We start from the raw sequence: 19,925 nt of genomic DNA, 5'->3' as shown, positions 1-19,925 counted from the left end.
ACATGAGACGATTGAAACAAACATGGATCGCCGCAGCACTTGGGATGAGTGTATGGATGACCGCCTGTGCGGGCGCGGCATCGGAGACAGCCACACAGGAAGGGGCTGTCGATGAGGAGAGCCAGGGGGCGATCCGTGAGGCTGTGGCTGAAAATGATCAGGCGCAGGAGCAGCCCGAACGGGATAAAATGCAGGAAACTGAGCGGACGGAACCGCTCACGGTTGAACCAGTCCGGGAAACCCTCAATATGACGCATTTTGACAACTGTACCTTTGCAGCTGGGTTCAAACCGCAGCAGATCCATCAGGATGAAAGCAATGTTATCATCACATTGACGGTCTATGACTATGAGCATTTTCATAAGGCAGATATCGATGAACCGCAGGCGGGAGATACGCTGCTCATCGATGGGAAAGAATGTCTCATTACTTCGATTGACCGACAGGAGTCTGGGCGGATCGAGATCAATGGTGGTCCGGCACAGGGGGGAGAAGAGCTGAGAATGGTAGAGGAGGATTCCTTTTATGGCTCGGAGATGGCAGTCGGGAGAAGTTACCATAAGCTGGGAGAGGTTACGCTGCAGATGGATGAGAACTTTGTCCTGACAGATGATTCTGACCCGGATACACCGCCGCAGGTGTATACCGCGGAAGAATTATTCGCGATCCGTGATCGGCTGATCGGGGAGTTTAAGCCATACAACACGGCTGTGACGGTGAAGAATGAGAAAATTATTTCGATTTACCGGAAATTTATGCCATAAAAGATATAAAATCATTAAGAGGAGGAGAGCACCTTTTATCCGGCTGAGAGGTGCTTTTTTGTGTAACAGGAAATTCCTTGGAACTCCCTATTACACAAAAAGGCACTAACGTGCCAATGATGCGCACTCGCGCGAAGCAGAAACATGTCGCAAGCGACCGCGCTCGGCGCGAGAATGTGCCAAGGCACATTCTTTTTCAATATAATTTCCGGGATAAATTGACTTTTAAACATACCCCATCTATAATGAAACAAGCTGATATGGGCAGTGGGTGCCGCTGTTTGTGCCAGACCAGTCAGATTGCTCGGATTGACAGGCATGGACAGGGGGTAAAAGGGAAACAGGTGCAAAACCTGTGCGATCTCGTCACTGTGAACCGGAGAGTGGCGCTGCAGATGCCATTGCGAAAGTGAGAAGGCGCGGCGTGCATGATGACCCGAAAGCCAGGAAACCTGCCGGCTGTCGTGAACATATCGGTTAAAACTATTTTTGTGCGAGTCACACAAGGAGGAAAACATGAGAAAAAACAAAAAAGTAGTTGTAAGTGCAGCGGCAGTTACGATGTCCGTATTGCTTGGAGCCTGCGGCGGCAGTACATCCAGCCAGGCAACCTCGACGGAGGCGGCTTCTGAGGCAGAGACCGAGGCAGCTGAGAGCGCCGATTCCGATCAGGAAGCGGCAGATAAGGTGGCAAAGCTGATCGATGACATCTATGTACAGGAGCGCACCGATGATACGGATGAGCAGTGCAAGGCAGCCAAAGAGGCATGGGATGCCCTGACTGACGAGCAGAAGGAGCTGGTAGAAGGCGAGAACGCAGATCCAGATTATTTTGGTCGTGATACCGGCGACGCGAGCCTGGACGATCCGCGCAATCAGGATGAGATTGGCGACAAAGAGATCCTGGTAGTCAGCTTTGGTACTTCCTTCAACGACAGCCGTGTGAAAGATATCAAGAGTATCGAGGATTCCATCCAGGATGCATTCCCGGATTGGGCAGTCCGCCGTGCATTTACCGCACAGATCATTATCAACCACGTTGAGGCTCGTGACGGCGAGTGCATCGACAATATGGATCAGGCACTGGAGCGCGCCGTGGAGAACGGAGTTAAAGAGCTGGTTGTCCAGCCGACCCACCTGATGCACGGTGCTGAGTATGACGAGATGGTTGAGGCGCTCGAGAAGTATCAGGATAAATTCGAGCAGATAGCTGTCGCAGAGCCGCTGTTGGGTGAGGTTGGCGACGATGCAACCGTTATCAATGCAGATAAAGAGGCAGTTGCAAAAGCAGTTGTAGCAGAAGAAGCTTCGGAAGCTGGTTTTAAAGATGCAGCTGACGCAGCCGATCAGGGAACTGCATTCGTTCTGATGGGGCATGGTACCGCACACGTTGCAAAGGTAACCTACAGCCAGATGCAGACCCAGATGCAGAATCTTGGATATAGCAATGTATTTATCGGTACCGTAGAGGGCGAGCCGGAAGAGACCTCCTGTGAGTCTGTTATCGAGGCAGTGAAGGCAGCAGGTTATAAGAATGTCGTTCTTCGTCCGCTGATGGTAGTTGCAGGTGATCACGCAAACAACGACATGGCAGGCGATGACGAGGATTCCTGGAAGAGCCAGTTTGAGGCATCAGGTGCATTTGACAAGGTAGATACTCAGATTTCCGGTCTGGGCAGAATTAAAGCAGTAGAATCATTCTATGTTGCTCATACACGGACAGCCATTGATTCTATTGTGAAATAATGTATATGAAAAAGAAATTAAATTTAGCGGCGCTTCTGCTTGCTGCCGCTTTTCTCGGAGCGTGCGGAGGACAGAAACAGGACGCAGCTGACACCGTGGCGCAGACAGAGAGCGCAGAAACCGAGAATGCCGATCAAAAGAGCAGCATTGACCTTGCAGACGGCGTCTACACCGTCGATTTTAAGACGGACAGCAGCATGTTCAAGGTCAATGAATCGAAAAATGGAAAAGGCGTCCTGACGGTCAAGGATGGCGAGGCGACACTTCATATCAGCCTGACCTCGAAAAACATCGTGAACCTGTATCTGGGTACTGCGGACGAGGCAAAGGAAGATGAAGCCGGTTGGCTGCAGCCAACCGTAGACACGGTTACTTACAGCGACGGTCTGAGCGAGGAGGTCAACGGCTTCGATGTGCCGGTTCCGGCGCTCGGAGAAGAATTTGACCTGGCTCTGATTGGTAAGAAGGGCACCTGGTACGACCACAAAGTAAGGGTAGAAAATCCGGTTTCCGGAGAGGCAGAGGACGCGGAAGCGGCATCATCCGAGACGGAGAATAGCGATGATGCGGCAGATGCCCAGAAACCGGCAGGGCAGACTGCAGATGTGGCAGACGGCACTTATACCTGTGAGGTAACCCTGCAGGGAGGTTCCGGCAGAGCATCGGTGGACAGCCCGGCGACCATTATCGTCAAGGATGGAAAGGTGACTGCCGATATTGTCTGGAGCAGCCCGAACTATGAGTATATGCTGGTGGATGACGTGCAGTATGATCCGATCCAGACCGAGGGCAATTCCGAGTTCCAGATTCCGGTAACGCTGGATGAGGATGTGGCGGTCAGTGCCTTGACGGTGGCGATGAGCCAGCCGCATCTGATTGATTATACGCTGCATTTTGACAGCGTGACGTTATCAGAAGTTACGAAATAAAAGTAGATAGAAATACCTGTCCAGGAAGAACCTCCCGATCCTTTTGTACATATTTTGATTACAGAAGGATCCGGGAGGTTTATGTCTATGCGTATCTGTGAACTCAAACAGCGGGAAGTTATAAATGTAAAAGATTGCAAGCGCCTTGGTTTTGTGGGCGACGTCGATTTTGACATCAGCACGGGAAAAATGCTTGCGATCATCGTGCCGGGACCGGGCTGTGTCTGGGGCTTTCTAGGGCGGGAAAAAGAGTACATAATTCCATTCTGCGACATCTGCCAGATAGGGGATGACATTATTTTGGTGAGGCTGAAAGAAGAGAGAGAAAAGAAGGAATAAAGAAGGAATAGCGGAAAACTTCTGCTTGCAGAAGCGCACTTCCTGCGATATTATAATAAGTATGATATGTTATGAAAACCTGGTGGGGGCATATCAATAAAACCAGAAAAGGGGAAGAGCGATTGAAGTGTCCATTTTGCAACGCGGCTGACACGAAAGTAATCGATTCACGGCCTGCGGATGACAACAGTTCTATCAGACGCCGGAGACAGTGCGAGACTTGTGGAAAGCGTTTTACCACATATGAAAAACTTGAGACGATCCCTCTGATGGTTGTCAAAAAGGATAATACCCGGGAGATGTACGACCGGGCGAAGATAGAGGCGGGAATCCTGCATTCCTGCCACAAGCGCCCAGTCTCTCAGGGACAGATTTCGGCGTTGATCGACGATGTGGAAAACAATTTATTTAACCGGGAAGAACGGGAGATCTCGACCGCGGTGATCGGGGAACTTGTGATGGAGCGGTTAAAGGATCTGGATGTGGTTACCTATGTGCGGTTTGCATCGGTATACCGGGAGTTTAAAGACGTCGATACATTTATGGAGGAACTGCAGAAGATACAGCAGCGGAATGTGCCGTCGTATGAGTCTGGAAAGAACGGGGAAGAGACCAGATGATGGGAAATGCGTTTTATCCGGATGAATGGCTGGATTCTGCGTATGATATCCCGTATGAGCAGTTTTACCAGAAGGGAATGCGGGGTATCATATTTGATATTGACAATACGCTGGTGCCGCACGGTGCCCCGGCGGACGAGCGGGCAGTACAGCTGTTTGAACGTTTGCGGGCGATAGGGTTCCACACCTGTCTGCTCTCGAATAATAAGGAGGCGCGGGTCGCCCCGTTTGCCGGACAGATAGGTTCGGATTATATTTACAAGGGCAGAAAACCGAAGCGCAGCGGATACAGACAGGCGATGCGCCGGATGGGAACGGGCGAGCGCTCGACGATGTTTGTCGGGGATCAGCTCTTTACGGATGTGTACGGGGCGAGGCGGACAGGCATCTATTCGATTCTTGTAAAGCCGATCAATCCGAAGGAAGAGATCCAGATTGTGTTAAAGCGGTATCTGGAGAAAATTGTCCTGTGGTTCTATGTGAGAAGACAGGAAAAAAATAGCGGAAGGTTGTAGCCGGGTGTTTTTGAACGGTTTGAAAGAGCTTGCCAGGCGGCAGAACCGGATGCTGACAGGAGTGCCGGAAACGGTGGAAAATCAGTTGTTTTCAGAAAAAATATCGGCAATTTTAGAAAAATAAGGGGCGGAATTGACATGATGTGCCCTGCGTTTTCAAAAAAGTAGTTGAAAAAGAAGATTTTATAGTATAAAATAAAAAAGATAAAGCGAGTATTTTCAAGGAGGAGCATCATTTATGATATCAGCGGGCGATTTTAGAAACGGCATCACACTGGAGATTGATGGCAACGTATACCAGATCATGGAATTTCAGCACGTAAAACCGGGAAAGGGAGCTGCGTTCGTTCGTACTAAAATTAAGAACGTAATGAATGGCGGCGTTGTAGAGAAAACCTTCCGTCCGACCGAGAAGTTCCCGTCTGCCAGAATCGACAGAGTTGATATGCAGTATCTGTATTCCGATGGCGACTTATACAACTTCATGGATGTAAACACATATGAGCAGGTAGCTTTAAACCAGGAGACAATCGGCGACGCACTCAAGTTCGTAAAAGAGAACGAGATGTGCAAGATCTGTTCTTACAACGGCAAGGTATTCTCCGTAGAACCGCCGCTGTTCGTAGAGCTTGAGATCACAGATACAGAGCCGGGCTTCAAGGGCGATACCGCTACAGGCGCTACCAAACCGGCAGTTGTAGAGACTGGCGCTACTGTATATGTACCGTTATTCGTAAACCAGGGCGATAAGATCAAGATCGATACACGTACTGGTGAATATCTGTCCAGAGTCTAAGTTATAACATATACGTCAGAAAGGTCTTCACGATACCGTTTGTACCCTTGTGGGGAGGCAGTCGTGTCACTGACAGGTTTCTGACTGGAAACAGAGATTACTGTTTGTGGCAGGCATTTTCCTTTGCTGGTTATGCAGCGCATGAACAGTAGCAAGCAGAGAAACTGTTGTAAGATCCGGAGGAAACGTCGAGATTTTACAACAGTTTTTTTGCTTAACATATCGGGGAGGCGTCTATGACGCGTCCGTTGGTTCATCTCAGAGAGCAGGTTCGGAGTGAGCGGTGCTCATGGGGAGTGATAAATATGGAGAACGGAAGAGAAGACCGTCTGCGTCTGGGGGAAGAGGATGAGCCGGGGCGCAGATCTGGTGGCAGGAAGAGGCGTACATCCGGCAGGCAGACGGCAATCCGCCGGGAGCGGACGAGGCAGCAGAAGAAGCGCCGTGTGATGATGCGGCTGTTTTTGTGTCTGCTTATTTTCCTCCTGGGTGCGGGAACAGGCTGGACACTGCGCGGGAAAATGATCCGCAAGCTGATCGATCCGTCCACGATCGAGATGCCAAACTGGGTTGATGAGCAGCTTCTCACGGTCAACCGATATTCCAGACCGGGGACGAATATCCCGGTCATCAACGGGATCGTGATTCACTATGTGGCCAATCCTGGGACGACGGCACAGCAGAACCATGATTATTTTGAGGGGTTGAAAGATCAGAGCGGCAGTAACACTGTTTCCGTCAGCAGCAATTTCGTGATCGGTCTGGACGGCGAGATCATTGAGTGCGTTCCGGTCGGGGAGAAGGCATATGCCTCCAATGAGAGGAATGCGGACACCGTTTCGATTGAGTGCTGCCATCCGGCGGCAGACGGAAAGTTCACAGACGAGACGTATGACTCGCTGGTAAAACTGACTGCATGGCTGTGCAAGCAGCTCGATTTAAGTCCGAAAGACGTGATCCGTCATTATGATGTGACTGGAAAGGCGTGCCCGAAGTATTTCGTGGATCATGAGGATGCCTGGAAGCAGTTCCGCAAGGATGTGAAAAAGGCAATGCGGAAGGATATATCAGATGAGAGATGACTCCCACCTCTTCAGGTGGCGAGGAGCAAATTAGTATCAGTGGTGGGAGTGGGTCTCCCATCTGATATAGCCTCCGGCAGGATTGCTTAAGATGCGCAAAAGAAATATGTCATGCTTTGCATGACACGCATCTCGCAGCAAGAATGCAGAGGCATTCTTGAAAATATGCGATATAAATTATGAAAGGGAATCTAGTATGAAAACGATTTTAGATTTGATCGTGGAAGAACTGAAACCGGCGTTTACCGGCTGCGGGTACGATGAGAAGTATATCCGCGTGACGGTATCAAACCGCCCGGATCTCTGCGAGTATCAGTGTAACGGCGCGATGGCAGCTGCCAAAGCGTATAAAAAGAAACCGATCGATATTGCCAATGAGGTGGTGGAAAAGACAGCCGGAAGCAAGATGTTTTCTGAGATCAACGCCGTGATGCCTGGATTTATCAATATCCGCCTGAATCCGTGCTACCTGGCATCCTATGTACAGAAGGTGGCAGAGGATGAAAAGCTGGGACTCAACGCAGCTAAGAAGCCGGAGACGATCATCATCGATTACGGCGGAGCCAATGTAGCAAAACCACTGCATGTCGGACACTTACGTTCCGCGGTCATCGGAGAGAGCATCAAGCGCATCAGCCGCTATATGGGACACCATGTCATCAGCGATGTGCATCTGGGTGACTGGGGATTGCAGATGGGACTGATCATCGAGGAGCTGCATGACCGTCAGCCGGATCTGGTATATTTTGACCCGGATTATACCGGCGAGTATCCGTCGGAGCCGCCGTTTACGATTTCCGAGCTGGAGGATATCTATCCGGCAGCGAGCGCGAAATCCAAGGTAGATGCGGCATTCCGTGAGCGGGCACAGCAAGCAACTTTCAAACTGCAGAGTGGCTATGCACCGTTCCATGCGATCTGGAAGCACATCATGAACGTGTCCTTGAAGGATCTGAAAAAAAACTATGGCAATTTAAATGTATCGTTCGACCTCTGGAAGGGCGAGAGCGATGCGCAGCCATATATTCCGGGACTGATCGAGGATTTACAGAAAAAAGGTCTCGCCTATGAGAGCGATGGCGCGCTGGTTGTCGATATCGCACAGGAAGGGGATGCGAAGGAATATCCGCCTTGTATCGTCCGCAAATCCGATGGTGCGGCGCTGTATGCGACTTCCGATCTGGCGACGATCATCGAACGTGAGCAGGATTTCCATCCGGACCGCTACATTTACGTCGTAGACAAGCGCCAGGAGCTTCATTTTATCCAGGTATTCCGTGTGGCGAAGAAGGCGGGCATCGTCAAAGAAGATACGCCGATGATCTTCTTGGGATTCGGTACGATGAACGGCAAGGACGGTGGTCCGTTCAAGACACGTGAGGGCGGTGTTATGCGTCTGGAGCACCTGATCAAGAATATCGATGAGAAGGTATATGAGAAGATTCAGGAGAAGCAGAAGGTTCCGGCGGACGAGATGACACGCACGGCGGAGATTGTCGGTCTGGCGGCACTTAAATATGCCGATCTTTCGAATCAGGCGACCAAAGATTACATTTTCGATGTAGACCGCTTTATTTCCTTCGAGGGAAATACAGGTCCACATATCCAGTATATGATCGTCCGCATCAAGTCCATTCTGGAGAAATACAAGGAACTGCGCGGTGCGGATGCTAAAGTGGTTCCGATCCGTCCGGCTGAGAGCGAGACAGAGAAAGCACTTCAGATGGCGCTCTGCCGTTTCGGCGAGGTGACAGAATCTGCATTCTATGAGACGGCGCCGCATAAGCTCTGCCAATACATGGCGGCAGTGGCGGATGCGTTCAATGCATTCTATCTGGAAAATAAGATCCTCTCCGAGGAGGACGCGGCGAAGCAGGCAGCCTTTATCAGCCTGATCACGCTGACCAAGCGGGTGCTGGATACCTGTATGGATCTGCTCGGAATGGAATCGCCGGAACACATGTAATCTGTAATATGGAGGAATCCTCATGAAAATAATAAAAATGTCCGTAGATACCTTCTGGAAGGGCGAAGTACGGGTACAGGGACAGATTGAGGATGAGACAAAGGTATATCAGACAAGAATTTTTATCAAGGGTAGTCAGATCTATGACTACTCTTGTTCTTGTGCGGAGGGAAATTCATTCCGGGGTCCCTGCGTGCATGCAAAAGCGCTTCAGGAGGCGTTTGCCCGCCAGCAGAAAGCCGAGCATACACTGCCGGTTTCGACTTCGCCGGAGATCCGGATGATGATCCGGGAGTACACGAACCGGGAAGTAGCGCGGATTCTGGGCGAGGAAGAGCGGGAACCGGTCTATCTGCATCCCTATTTACAGATCCGGCGCGGCGAAGTGTTTTTGGAGGCACGGATCGGACGGGAAAAACGGTATATTGTGAAAAACCTGCTGGAATTTGCGCAGGCGGTTCACAGCGGAAAACGGGTGGAATACGGAAAAGGCATGGCGTTTGAACACGTCCCGTCTGCCTTTGCGCCGGAAAGCCGCCCATTTTTAGATCTTCTGCTGGAGGAGGCGGATGCCTACATACGCCATTATGAGGAGATGCGCGGTCATGCGGGGCTGCCGCTTCCGGTGATGCGGGCGTTAACGCTGGGATCTGCAGCGAGGGATCGGCTGTTTGATCTTTTAGAGGGAAAAGAAGTCCAGACGGAGGACGAGAAAGGTGCTGAACGTGTGTGCCGGGTTGAGCGCAAGGATCCGCGTTTCCCGGTGGAGGTGGAAGCAAGGGGCGATGGAATTGCGGTTACGATTCCATCGGCTCTAACCTCGTTCCGGGGAGAACAGCGTCTGTATGTGGCAGATGGATTGCATCTGTTTGGATGCAGTGAACTGTATACAGAAACGATGGGCGTTTTTCTGGAGCAGATGGAACAGGGCGGAAGAGAGTGCGGAAGCCGGAAAGAGAAGCGGGAGCTGCTGGTTGGAAGCCGGGATATTCCGCTCTTTTATGCGCGGGTGCTGGAAGGCATGGAGGCACTTGGGATCTTGCAGAGCACGGAGATCGATTGGGAGAAATACCGCCCAGAGGCGTTGAAAGCCCGGTTTGAGTTTGACAGTGATTCGCCGGACGAGCTGCGTCTGCGTCCGACGCTTTCCTATGGAGATTTTACGTTTTCGCCGCTGGCGGACGAGCATGTTCCGCGGGAGATCTGCCGGGATGTACCGGCGGAATTTTATATCAGCCGCCTGATCACGCGGTACTTCTCTTACTGGGAGGATGAGAGCGGCGAGCTGGTGATCCGCGGGGATGAAGAAGCGCTGTACCAGGTTCTGAGCGAGGGAATGCCGCAGTTTCAGGAGGTGGGAGAGGTATGGCTGTCAGAGTCTGTCCGCCATCTGCGCGTCCTGCCCCCGCCGGAAGTGTCGATGGGGGTTTCTCTTGGAGGCGGTTGGCTGGATCTGAAGATTGAGACGGCGGGAATCGACCCGGCGGAGCTTTTGCAGGTACTCAGTGAATACCGCCAAAAAAAGAAATATTACCGCATGAAAAATGGCGAATTTTTGCAGCTTTCGGGCGGCGGCCTGCAGGCGCTTGACAGTCTGACTGCGGATCTGGGACTGACAAAGAGTGAATTTCAGGCGGGGGAGGCGAAGATACCTGCCTACCGTGCTTTTTATCTGGACAGTCTCTCGGGCGACGGCAGGATGAAACTGTTTCAGCGGGATGAAGCCTACGGGATGATGGTGCGCGATCTAAAAACGGCGCAGAGTGTCAGCTATGCGGTTCCGGCGGTGCTGGAAAAGACGCTGAGGGAATACCAGAAGATCGGATATACGTGGATGCGGACGCTGGCGCGGTATCATTTCGGCGGGATCCTGGCAGATGATATGGGACTGGGAAAAACGCTGCAGGTGATTGCGCTTCTGACGGCATTTTATCAGGAAAAAACCGAGCAGAAAGCGGCTGGAAATGAAGGCAGTGGGTCAGAATTACCTCTTCCGTCTTTGATCGTCTGCCCGGCGTCGCTCGTCTACAACTGGGGACAGGAATTTGCCCGGTTTTCGCCGGAGATCCGCGTGCTTCTGATTGCCGGGACGGCGAAAGAACGGCAGGAACAGCTGGAGGAGCAGATGCGGATGGAGGCGTCTGAGGGGGCGCAGGTGATCATCACGTCCTATGATCTGTTGAAACGGGATCGGGCAGCGTATCTGGGACGCACGTTTGAATATGAGATTATTGACGAGGCGCAGGTCATTAAAAATGCAAAGACACAGGGAGCGAAGGCGGTAAAGGAGATTTCGGCGAATGCCCGTTTCGCCCTGACGGGAACGCCGGTGGAAAACCGGCTCAGCGAGCTTTGGAGCATTTTTGATTTCCTGATGCCGGGATTTTTATACAGTTACCGGAAGTTTCGTGAGCGGTATGAGCTGCCAATCGTGAAAAATCAGGATCCGGAAGCATTGACGGCATTGCGGCGGATGACGGGACCGTTTGTCCTGCGCCGCTTGAAAAAGGATGTGCTGCGGGAGCTTCCGGGCAAGGAAGAGAGGATCGTTTATTCGGCGGCGTCGGGGCGGCAGCAGAAGCTTTATACGGCGTCGGCGTTGAAACTGAAAGAGGCGCTGGCTGGTGGCGCGTGGTCGGGTAATGGAAAATTGGAAGTGCTTTCCCAGCTCATGCGGCTGCGCCAGATCTGCTGCGATCCGGCACTCTGTTTTGAAGATTATACGGGGGAATCGGCGAAGCTGGAGACCTGTGTTTCGCTGATCGCATCGGCGTCTGCGGCGGGACATAAGATCCTGCTCTTTTCCCAGTTTGCCTCGATGCTGGAGCGGATTCGGGAACGCCTTTTACAGGAGGGCATTTCGTCCCATCTTCTGGTCGGCGCGACCCCGAAGGAAGAACGCAGCCGGATGGTGCAGGCGTTTGCCTCGGATGAGGTTCCGGTGTTCCTTATTTCCCTGAAAGCCGGGGGAACGGGACTCAACCTGACGGCGGCAGATATCGTGATTCATTACGATCCGTGGTGGAATGTGGCAGCGCAGAACCAGGCGACCGACCGCGCGTACCGGATCGGGCAGGAAAAGCCGGTCACGGTATACAAACTGATCTTAAAGGATACGATAGAAGAAAATCTTTTGAAGCTGCAGAATGCGAAACTTGCGCTGGCGGCGCAGGTGGTTTCAGAGGGAATGGTTTCACTGGGCGATTTGAGCCAGAATGAACTGATGGAGCTGTTTGAACAGAATCCATAAAAAAATTTGCAGAAATAACGGGCAGGAGGAAAAAGCGTGAAGCAATGGAAACGATACAAATCATATATACTGCCATATAAGAGCGCCTTTATTCTGGGACCGCTCATGATGGTAACGGAGGTGCTGGGTGAGATTCTGCTGCCCAAATTTATGTCGATGATTATTAACCATGGCGTGGCGCAGAAAGACGGCGGATACATTCTCAAAATGGGACTTGTGATGGCGATTACCTCCTTTTTGATGGCGGCAGGCGGCATTCTGGGGGCATATTTTGCAGCGAAGGCGTCGATTTCCTTTACCAGCGATCTGCGCCGCGACTTATTTGCCAGAGTGCAGCAGTTTTCATTTAAAAATATCGATACGTTCAGCACGGGATCGCTGGTAACCCGTCTGACGAACGATATCCAGCAGGTACAGAACCTGATTATGATGGGACTTCGGATGATGCTGCGCGCGCCGGGCATGTTCCTGGGGGCGCTTGTGATGGCATTCTGGATGAATGCGGAACTGGCAGCTGTCATCCTGGTGGTGATTCCGCTTCTGACGGCGGCGATCGTCTGGATCCTACGGACTGCCTACCCGCGGTTTACAGCCATGCAGAAAGCGCTGGATACGCTCAATAGCGGCATCCAGGAGGTGCTGACGAACGTGCGGGTGGTGAAATCCTTTGTGCGGGAAGACTACGAGGAAAAGCGGTTTGCCGACACGAACCGGGAGCTCAAGGAGGCAGGGCTGCGGGCGCTGAAGATCGTAATTGCGACGATGCCGGTCATGATGTTCGCGATGAATGTGACGACACTGGCAGTTGTCTGGTTCGGCGGAAACCTGATTATCGGCGGACGGATGGCGGTCGGGGATCTGACGGCATTTACGACCTACATTGTACAGATTCTGATGTCACTTATGATGCTCTCAATGGTATTTTTGCAGAGTTCCCGCGCGATGGCGTCCATCCGGCGAATCGATGAGGTGCTGGATGAGCCGATTGATCTGAGCGATGAAAATGCATCACAGAAGGACCGGAAGGTTGAGAAAGGACGCGTGGAATTTAAGGATGTTTCCTTTTCCTACCGCGAAGGCGGTGAGCCGGTTCTATCCCACATCAGCCTGACGGCAGAGCCGGGAGAGACGATCGGCATCCTCGGTGCGACCGGAAGCGGAAAAACGTCGCTGGTACAGCTGATTCCCCGCCTCTATGATGTGACAGAGGGGAGTGTGCGGGTGGATGGTATCGATGTGCGGGAGTATTCCCTGAAAAATCTCCGGGACGGCGTTGGCATGGTTTTACAGAAAAACGTCCTGTTTTCCGGCACGATCGAGGAAAACCTGCGCTGGGGTGATGAGACGGCGACGGAGGAAGAAGTGCGGCGGGCAGCAGTGTATGCGCAGGCAGATTCCTTTGTGAATTCGTTTGCCGAAGGCTACAAAACGGAGATGGGACAGGGCGGCGTCAATGTATCCGGCGGTCAGAAACAACGGCTGTGCATCGCAAGGGCACTCTTAAAGAAGCCGAAGATCCTGATTCTCGACGACAGCACCAGTGCGGTCGATACGGCAACGGAGGCGGCGATCCGGACGGCATTCCGGGAAGATTTGAAAGATACGACGAAATTTATTATCGCACAGCGGCTGAGTTCGCTGGAATACGCGGATCGGATTCTCGTCCTTGAGGACGGCAGGATTATCGGAGAGGGAACGCAGGAGAAGCTGCTGGCATCCTGTGAGGCGTACCGGGAGATCTATGAGACGCAATATGGAAAACGGGCAGACGGGGAGGGGATGGCATGATGGATGAAAAACAGATTGAAAGCCTGAAACGCCGATATGGCAGCCGCATAGCCGACGCGCCGAAACGCCGCCGGGGACCGGAACGGATGGCGGTCATGAAGGGCGGAAAGCCCAAGGCGGGCGGTCAGACGATGCTGCGCCTGCTTTCATACTTAAAACGCGACCGGATGGCGATGACAGTCGCCTTTTTCTGTGTGATCCTGGGGACGGTGACGAATCTGGCGGGCGCCTATATGCTGCGCCCGATCATCAACCGGTATATTGTGCCTTTAGATGGCAGCCGGGGCGATGTGGTGGGGCTGTTCCGTTCCCTGTGCGTGATGGGAGCGGTTTATTTAGTTAGCGTTGCCGCTGCCTATATGCAGTCGCGCATCATGCTGCAGGTGGCGCAGAACGCGCTGCAGCGGCTGCGGGAAGAGCTGTTTAACCATATGCAGACGCTTCCGCTCCGGTTTTATGATACCGGCAGCAACGGCGATCTGATGAGCCGTTTTACAAACGATGTGGATACGATCGGCATGATGCTCAGCAGTACGCTGGTGCAGCTTTTATCCGGCGCACTCAGTATTGTGGGAACGCTGGTGCTGATGATTTACACGAACGTGTGGCTGACGGTGATTACGCTTGCCATGATGCCGGTGATGTTGCGTGCCGGTAAATTTGTTGCCGGACGGAGCCAGAAATATTTCTCTGCCCAGCAGGCGGCGCTTGGCGCGATGAACGGCTATATTGAGGAGACCGTGCAGGGGCAGAAGGTCGTCAAGGTATTCTGCCATGAGGAGATCGCAGAGGAAGAATTTGGATGGCTCAATGCGGATCTGAAAGAAAAACAGATCCGGGCACAGTTTTTCGGCGGTGTGATGGGACCGGTCATGAACAATTTAAGCCAGTTAAATTATGGACTGACAGCCTGCATTGGCGGTCTGCTCTGTGTGTTCCGGAACTTTGATGTCGGTGGACTGACCGTATTTTTAGGTTTTTCGCGGCAATTTTCCAGACCGATCAACGAGCTTTCCATGCAGGTTGGAAACGTATTTTCGGCGCTGGCAGGCGCGGAGCGCGTGTTTGCAGTGCTGGATGCGGAACCGGAGGCGGCAGATGCGCCGGATGCGGTTTCGATCGCGCCGATCCGCGGTGAGGTGGTGCTTGACCATGTGACGTTCGGCTATGAGCCGGGGCAGGTGATTTTGAAGGATATTTCGCTCTATGCGAAGCCGGGACAGAAGATCGCCTTTGTCGGCTCGACGGGAGCCGGAAAAACGACGATCACGAATCTGATCAACCGTTTTTATGATATACAGGGCGGCTCGATCACGGTGGACGGCGTCGATGTCCGCCGGATGCACCGGAAGGAGCTGCGGGAAAATATCGCGATGGTTCTGCAGGATACGCATCTTTTTACCGGCACGGTACGGGAAAATATTCGATACGGGCGGCTGGATGCCACGGATGAAGAAGTTGTTGAGGCGGCAAAAACGGCATCGGCGCATTCCTTTATCATGCGTCTGCCGGATGGGTATGACACGATGCTGGAGGGCGACGGTGCAAACTTAAGCCAGGGACAGCGCCAGCTATTAAACATTGCGCGGGCAGCAGTTTCTAAAGCACCGATCCTGATTCTGGATGAGGCGACGAGTTCGGTCGATACGCGGACGGAGAAGCACATCGAGCACGGCATGGACCGGCTGATGGCGGACCGGACGACCTTTGTCATCGCCCACCGGCTTTCGACAGTCCGCAACGCCAATGCGATCATGGTGCTGGAGCACGGGCAGATCATTGAGCGCGGCGACCATGAAGATCTGCTGGCGCAGAAAGGGCGGTATTTTGAGCTGTATACCGGAATGAAGGAGCTGGAATAAGGCTTTCGTTGAGAATTAAATGAGAATTTGTTTCCTGTACGCGTGAACTCACCTATATTGAAAAACGGATGGATCTAGTGTATAATGGGAACACTTGAAATTTTTAAGTAAAATCGGATCACGTAAGCTGGAAAATAGAGCCGGATCCGTGGCAAATTTTGTACCTTTAGGAGGAATATCTATGAGTATCCGAGTTGGAATTTTAGGATATGGAAATCTGGGACGCGGCGTGGAGTGTGCGATCCGCCAGAATCCGGATATGGAACTGAAAGCAGTATTTACACGGCGTGCGCCGGAAACGGTCAAGATCCTGACCGAGGGCGTACCGGTTTATCATGTAGATGAGGCAGAGGCGAAGAAAGACGAGATCGACGTTTTGATTCTCTGCGGCGGTTCGGCTACGGATCTGCCGGTCCAGACTCCGAAATATGCACAGTGGTTTAACGTAGTGGACAGCTTCGATACCCATGCAAAGATTCCAGAGCATTTCGCAGCAGTCGATGAGTCCGCACAGAAATCCGGAAAGGTTGGCATCATCTCCGTTGGCTGGGATCCGGGTATGTTCTCCCTGAACCGTCTCTATGCAGCTGCATGCCTGCCGGAGGGCGAAAATTATACATTCTGGGGCAAGGGCGTCAGCCAGGGACATTCCGATGCGATCCGCCGGATCGAGGGCGTCAAGGATGCCAGACAGTACACAATCCCAGTTGAGAGTGCACTGGAGGCAGTCAGAAGCGGCAGCAGCCCAGAGCTGACCACCCGCGAAAAACACACCAGAGAGTGCTTTGTTGTGGCAGAAGAGGGCGCGGATCAGGCAAAGATCGAGAATGAGATCAAGACCATGCCGAACTACTTTTCTGATTATGACACAACGGTTCATTTCATCACCGAAGAAGAACTGAAACGCGATCACAACCGTCTCCCGCACGGTGGTTTTGTACTCCGCAGCGGTAAGACCGGCTGGAACAAAGAGAACCACCATATCATCGAGTACAGCTTAAAGCTGGATTCCAACCCGGAATTTACTTCCTCCATCATCGTGGCATACGCACGCGCGGCATACAAGATGAACCAGGAAGGCCAGAAAGGCTGCAAGACCGTCTTTGATGTGGCACCGGCATATCTGTCGGCAGAGAGTGGGGCAGATCTGCGGAAGAAGTATCTGTAATAATTTCAAATTTTCCTTTCAACTTGTATTGTCGCTTAAAATGAAGTAAAATGTAAGACAGATTTGCATGATTTGTACCTGCGCAGCACTGGCAAAATCCGTTAAAGTCCGCGCAATGAGTGAACGTAACTTTACGTTTGCGGGAGCTGGCGGGTAGGAGAAAAGCGAAAATACATACAGGAAGGACAATATACGATGAATAAATGGAAAAAATCCGTGCGTTCCCTCTGCCTGGGAATGGCACTTATGATGTCTGTGTCATGGACTGCATTTGCTGCGACAGACGGGGCGACCGGTCCGGGACAGGCGGCAGGAGGCACGGTCTCCGGCGCAGTTCCTTCGGGAGCAACGGTTACTTTACAGAATGCAGCTCAGCCGACGGTGGCAGCGCAGGGCGCAGTGCTCTATGATGCGACGCACAACCAGTTCCTGTTTTCCAAGAATGCAGATACGCAGTATTATCCAGCCAGCATCACGAAGCTGATGACGGCGCTTCTGGTAGCGGAAAACTGTAATCTGAGTGATACGGTAACCTTTTCCCAGACGGCAGTTTCGAATCTGGAATCGGGCGCGGTGACGCTGCAGGTCAAGGCGGGTGATACCTTTACGGTTAAGGACTGTCTCTATGGTCTGCTTTTAAAATCGGCAAATGAGGTGGCAAACGGACTGGCGGAGCACGTGTCCGGCAGTGTCAGCGCGTTTGCGGATAAGATGAATGAGAAGGCAGCGTCCTTAGGATGCACGCATACGCATTTTGCAAACCCGAACGGTCTGAACAATGCGAACCATTTTACAACCGCACATGATATGGCGCTGATTGCAAATGCTGCATTCAATAATGCGACGGTGCGTCAGGTTGCATCGACCCTGCATTACGATTTCCCGGCGACTGCCAGCGTGCCGACGGTGCGGACGCTTACGATGGGACATAAGATGCTCAATCCGGCAAATTCCCAGTACTATGAGGGAATCATAGGCGGAAAGACCGGTTATACCTCCCTGGCAGGCAACACGCTGGTAACGTGTGCAGAGCGAAATGGCGTGCGCCTGATTGCAGTTATTTTAAAGAGTTCGCAGACCCATTATGACGATACGAAAAAGCTGCTGGACTATGGTTTTGCAGTGGCGGGAAGCGCATCCGGCACACCGGCTGGCACGAACACCTCGGTATCGGATGCGGCGAACAACAGTACGTCAAATTCCAGCAAGCCGTCCGGCAATACGACCAGCAAAAATACCTCTTCTTCCGGCAGTCAGGGCGGACCGGGTAGCTCTGGAGCTGGCAATACAGCTGCTCAGGGCGACGGTGCGTGGCAGCAGTTTGGAAATGAATGGAAATACCTGAAAGCAAACGGAACCTACGCGGCAAATGAGAGTCTCCTGATCAAGGGAGAGACATACTATTTCCATGCAGATGCGTGGATGGCGCGTGACTGGCAGATGGTAAACGGCTCCTGGCATTATTATACCGAAAGCGGGGCTATGGCGAAGAGCCGCTGGATTCAGACGAATGGATACTGGTATTATGTGAGTGCTGACGGAGCATTGTTTGTCAATGGAACGACACCGGACGGATATAGAGTCGATGCGAATGGTGTCTGGATTCAGAAATAAAGAAGAGCATAAAACGGAGCCGACCGGCAGAAAAGACCGGGGCGGCTCCGTTTTTCACAGCTCTGCGGTCGCAAAAAGACCGGCGGCATAGCTGGCAGATGGGGGTGATGTTATTATAGTGTGATCAATTCATACTCCCGGCTTCCCAGACCGATCTTCTCCGCGTGTGCCAGGCAGCTTTTCCACTCAGATTCTGGTGTGGAATTTGTGAAATGGTCATGGTGATCGTGGAAATCCGGATCAGCAAGATGTTTTGCAAGCTGGCTGCCCGGCATCGGAGCAGCGGCCAGACAGGCGTCCACACAGGCCTGATCGAGTGCCAGCGGATCGAAAGAAGCAAACATACCAAGATTTGGAAGGATCGGTACGTCATTTTCACCGTGGCAGTCGCAGTTCGGGGAGACGTCAACGACCAGGGAAATATGGAAGTTTGGACGTCCATCCACAACGGCTTTTGTGTATTCCGCCATACGGCAGTTTAACAGCTCGTTGGCTGCGTTGTTGTCAAATTCGATTGCGTCAAAATTGCAGGCGCCGAGACACCGTCCGCAGCCGACGCAGTGCTCAGCATCCACGTGCATTTTTCTGGAGGCTTCATCGAAAACGAGACCGCCGTTGGCACATTCCTTCTGACAGCGGCGGCAGCCCCGGCAGAGCTTTTCCTTGACGTGTGGTTTTCCACTGCTGTGCTGATCGGTCTTACCGGCGCGAGAACCGCAGCCCATGCCGATATTTTTGATCGTACCGCCGAAGCCGGTCATCTCATGTCCCTTGAAATGGGTCAGGCTGATAAAGACATCGGCGTCCATGACGGCGCGGCCGATCTTAGCTTCTTTGATGTATTCGCCTCCGGCCACCGGAACAGCGATGTCATCGGTGCCTTTTAATCCATCACCGATGATGATTGGACATCCGACAGTCAACGGGGTAAATCCGTTTTCCCAGGCGCATTCCAGGTGCTCGAGCGCATTCTTGCGGCTGCCTGGATACATCGTATTGCAGTCTGTTAAAAATGGTTTGCCGCCCAGTTCTTTGATGACATCAACAACGGCTTTGGCATAATTCGGACGCAGATAACTGATATTTCCAAGTTCACCAAAGTGCATCTTGATAGCGACAAATTTACCATCCATATCGATGGAACCGATCCCGGCTTTACGGATCAGTTTTTTTAATTTGGTAGGGAGACCGTCGCCAAATGCAATGGTGTGGAAATCTGTAAAATATACCTTTGCTTTTTCGTTTTTTGACATATGAATACCTCCTGATAGATGGCTTTTTTTGATTTTTTTCTCAGTCGAGAAGACGCCCACCTCTTTAGGTGGCGAGTAATAGTAAAGTGATAAAAATATCAATTCTATTATACCGGAATCGGGTGGATGTGTCAAAAATTTACTTTTCTTTTTAATGTAGTTCCTATATAATAGGAAAATACGGAAAAAGCAGATTTCAGCTGCAGGGGGATTCTGGCAAGATACCTGTATCT

Annotated in this window: 15 protein-coding genes and 1 riboswitch; of the genes, 14 read left to right on the top strand and 1 reads right to left on the bottom strand. The window is 52.1% G+C overall.

The window, feature by feature from the left end:
- Positions 1-2: 2 nt before the first annotated feature.
- From DXC57_RS01990 to DXC57_RS01925, 14 genes are all read left to right on the top strand, one after another.
- On the top strand, positions 3-764 hold the full coding sequence (locus DXC57_RS01990) for a hypothetical protein (RefSeq protein WP_147354067.1): 762 nt from the start codon (positions 3-5) through the stop codon (positions 762-764).
- Between the two features lie 297 nt (positions 765-1,061).
- A riboswitch (cobalamin riboswitch) is annotated at positions 1,062-1,239 on the top strand.
- A 41-nt stretch (positions 1,240-1,280) separates the two neighbouring features.
- Positions 1,281-2,510, top strand: a complete 1,230-nt coding sequence (locus DXC57_RS01985; RefSeq protein WP_118293199.1) for a sirohydrochlorin cobaltochelatase — start codon at positions 1,281-1,283, stop codon at positions 2,508-2,510.
- Positions 2,511-2,515: 5 nt separating this feature from the next.
- Complete coding sequence (locus tag DXC57_RS01980; protein ID WP_118650944.1) at positions 2,516-3,439, top strand: hypothetical protein; 924 nt, start codon at positions 2,516-2,518, stop codon at positions 3,437-3,439.
- Between the two features lie 87 nt (positions 3,440-3,526).
- Positions 3,527-3,778: a YlmC/YmxH family sporulation protein gene (locus DXC57_RS01975; RefSeq protein ID WP_106999996.1), complete on the top strand. Its 252-nt coding sequence runs from the start codon at positions 3,527-3,529 to the stop codon at positions 3,776-3,778.
- 122 nt (positions 3,779-3,900) lie between these two features.
- A complete protein-coding gene (gene nrdR / locus DXC57_RS01970; protein WP_118472763.1) occupies positions 3,901-4,398 on the top strand; it encodes a transcriptional regulator NrdR in 498 nt (165 codons plus the stop codon).
- Positions 4,398-4,913, top strand: a complete 516-nt coding sequence (locus DXC57_RS01965; protein ID WP_118650942.1) for a YqeG family HAD IIIA-type phosphatase — start codon at positions 4,398-4,400, stop codon at positions 4,911-4,913. Before nrdR ends, DXC57_RS01965 begins: the two co-directional genes overlap by 1 nt.
- A gap of 238 nt (positions 4,914-5,151) precedes the next feature.
- The gene (efp, locus tag DXC57_RS01960; protein WP_022358740.1) at positions 5,152-5,709 is read left to right on the top strand and encodes an elongation factor P; all 558 of its coding nucleotides are present in this window, start codon (positions 5,152-5,154) and stop codon (positions 5,707-5,709) included.
- Between the two features lie 305 nt (positions 5,710-6,014).
- Positions 6,015-6,791 (top strand): peptidoglycan recognition family protein, encoded by a 777-nt coding sequence (locus DXC57_RS01955; RefSeq protein ID WP_118490748.1) that lies wholly within the window; start codon positions 6,015-6,017, stop codon positions 6,789-6,791.
- A gap of 196 nt (positions 6,792-6,987) precedes the next feature.
- Positions 6,988-8,757: an arginine--tRNA ligase gene (gene argS, locus DXC57_RS01950; protein WP_118650940.1), complete on the top strand. Its 1,770-nt coding sequence runs from the start codon at positions 6,988-6,990 to the stop codon at positions 8,755-8,757.
- A gap of 22 nt (positions 8,758-8,779) precedes the next feature.
- Positions 8,780-12,007, top strand: coding sequence for an SNF2 helicase associated domain-containing protein (locus DXC57_RS01945; protein WP_118650938.1), 3,228 nt, complete (start codon positions 8,780-8,782; stop codon positions 12,005-12,007).
- 105 nt (positions 12,008-12,112) lie between these two features.
- Entirely contained in the window at positions 12,113-13,795 is a 1,683-nt protein-coding gene (locus tag DXC57_RS01940) for an ABC transporter ATP-binding protein (protein WP_107000415.1), read from the top strand.
- Complete coding sequence (locus tag DXC57_RS01935; protein ID WP_118468696.1) at positions 13,792-15,657, top strand: ABC transporter ATP-binding protein; 1,866 nt, start codon at positions 13,792-13,794, stop codon at positions 15,655-15,657. Before DXC57_RS01940 ends, DXC57_RS01935 begins: the two co-directional genes overlap by 4 nt.
- A gap of 181 nt (positions 15,658-15,838) precedes the next feature.
- Positions 15,839-16,825 carry a diaminopimelate dehydrogenase gene (locus DXC57_RS01930; RefSeq protein ID WP_117795607.1) on the top strand — a complete coding sequence of 329 codons (987 nt, stop codon included), beginning with the start codon at positions 15,839-15,841 and terminating at the stop codon, positions 16,823-16,825.
- 195 nt (positions 16,826-17,020) lie between these two features.
- Positions 17,021-18,439: a D-alanyl-D-alanine carboxypeptidase family protein gene (locus DXC57_RS01925; RefSeq protein WP_118650936.1), complete on the top strand. Its 1,419-nt coding sequence runs from the start codon at positions 17,021-17,023 to the stop codon at positions 18,437-18,439.
- A 113-nt stretch (positions 18,440-18,552) separates the two neighbouring features.
- On the opposite strand, the gene DXC57_RS01920 is transcribed toward DXC57_RS01925, so the two are convergent.
- Positions 18,553-19,692 carry a DUF362 domain-containing protein gene (locus tag DXC57_RS01920; RefSeq protein WP_106999989.1) on the bottom strand — a complete coding sequence of 380 codons (1,140 nt, stop codon included), beginning with the start codon at positions 19,690-19,692 and terminating at the stop codon, positions 18,553-18,555.
- Between the last annotated feature and the right edge of the window lie 233 nt (positions 19,693-19,925).

Source organism: Clostridium sp. TF06-15AC (assembly GCF_003481165.1).
Classification (GTDB): domain Bacteria; phylum Bacillota; class Clostridia; order Lachnospirales; family Lachnospiraceae; genus Otoolea; species Otoolea fessa.
The sequence above is the reverse complement of the archived record's forward strand: the minus strand, read 5'-3'. Positions and strand labels throughout refer to the sequence as shown.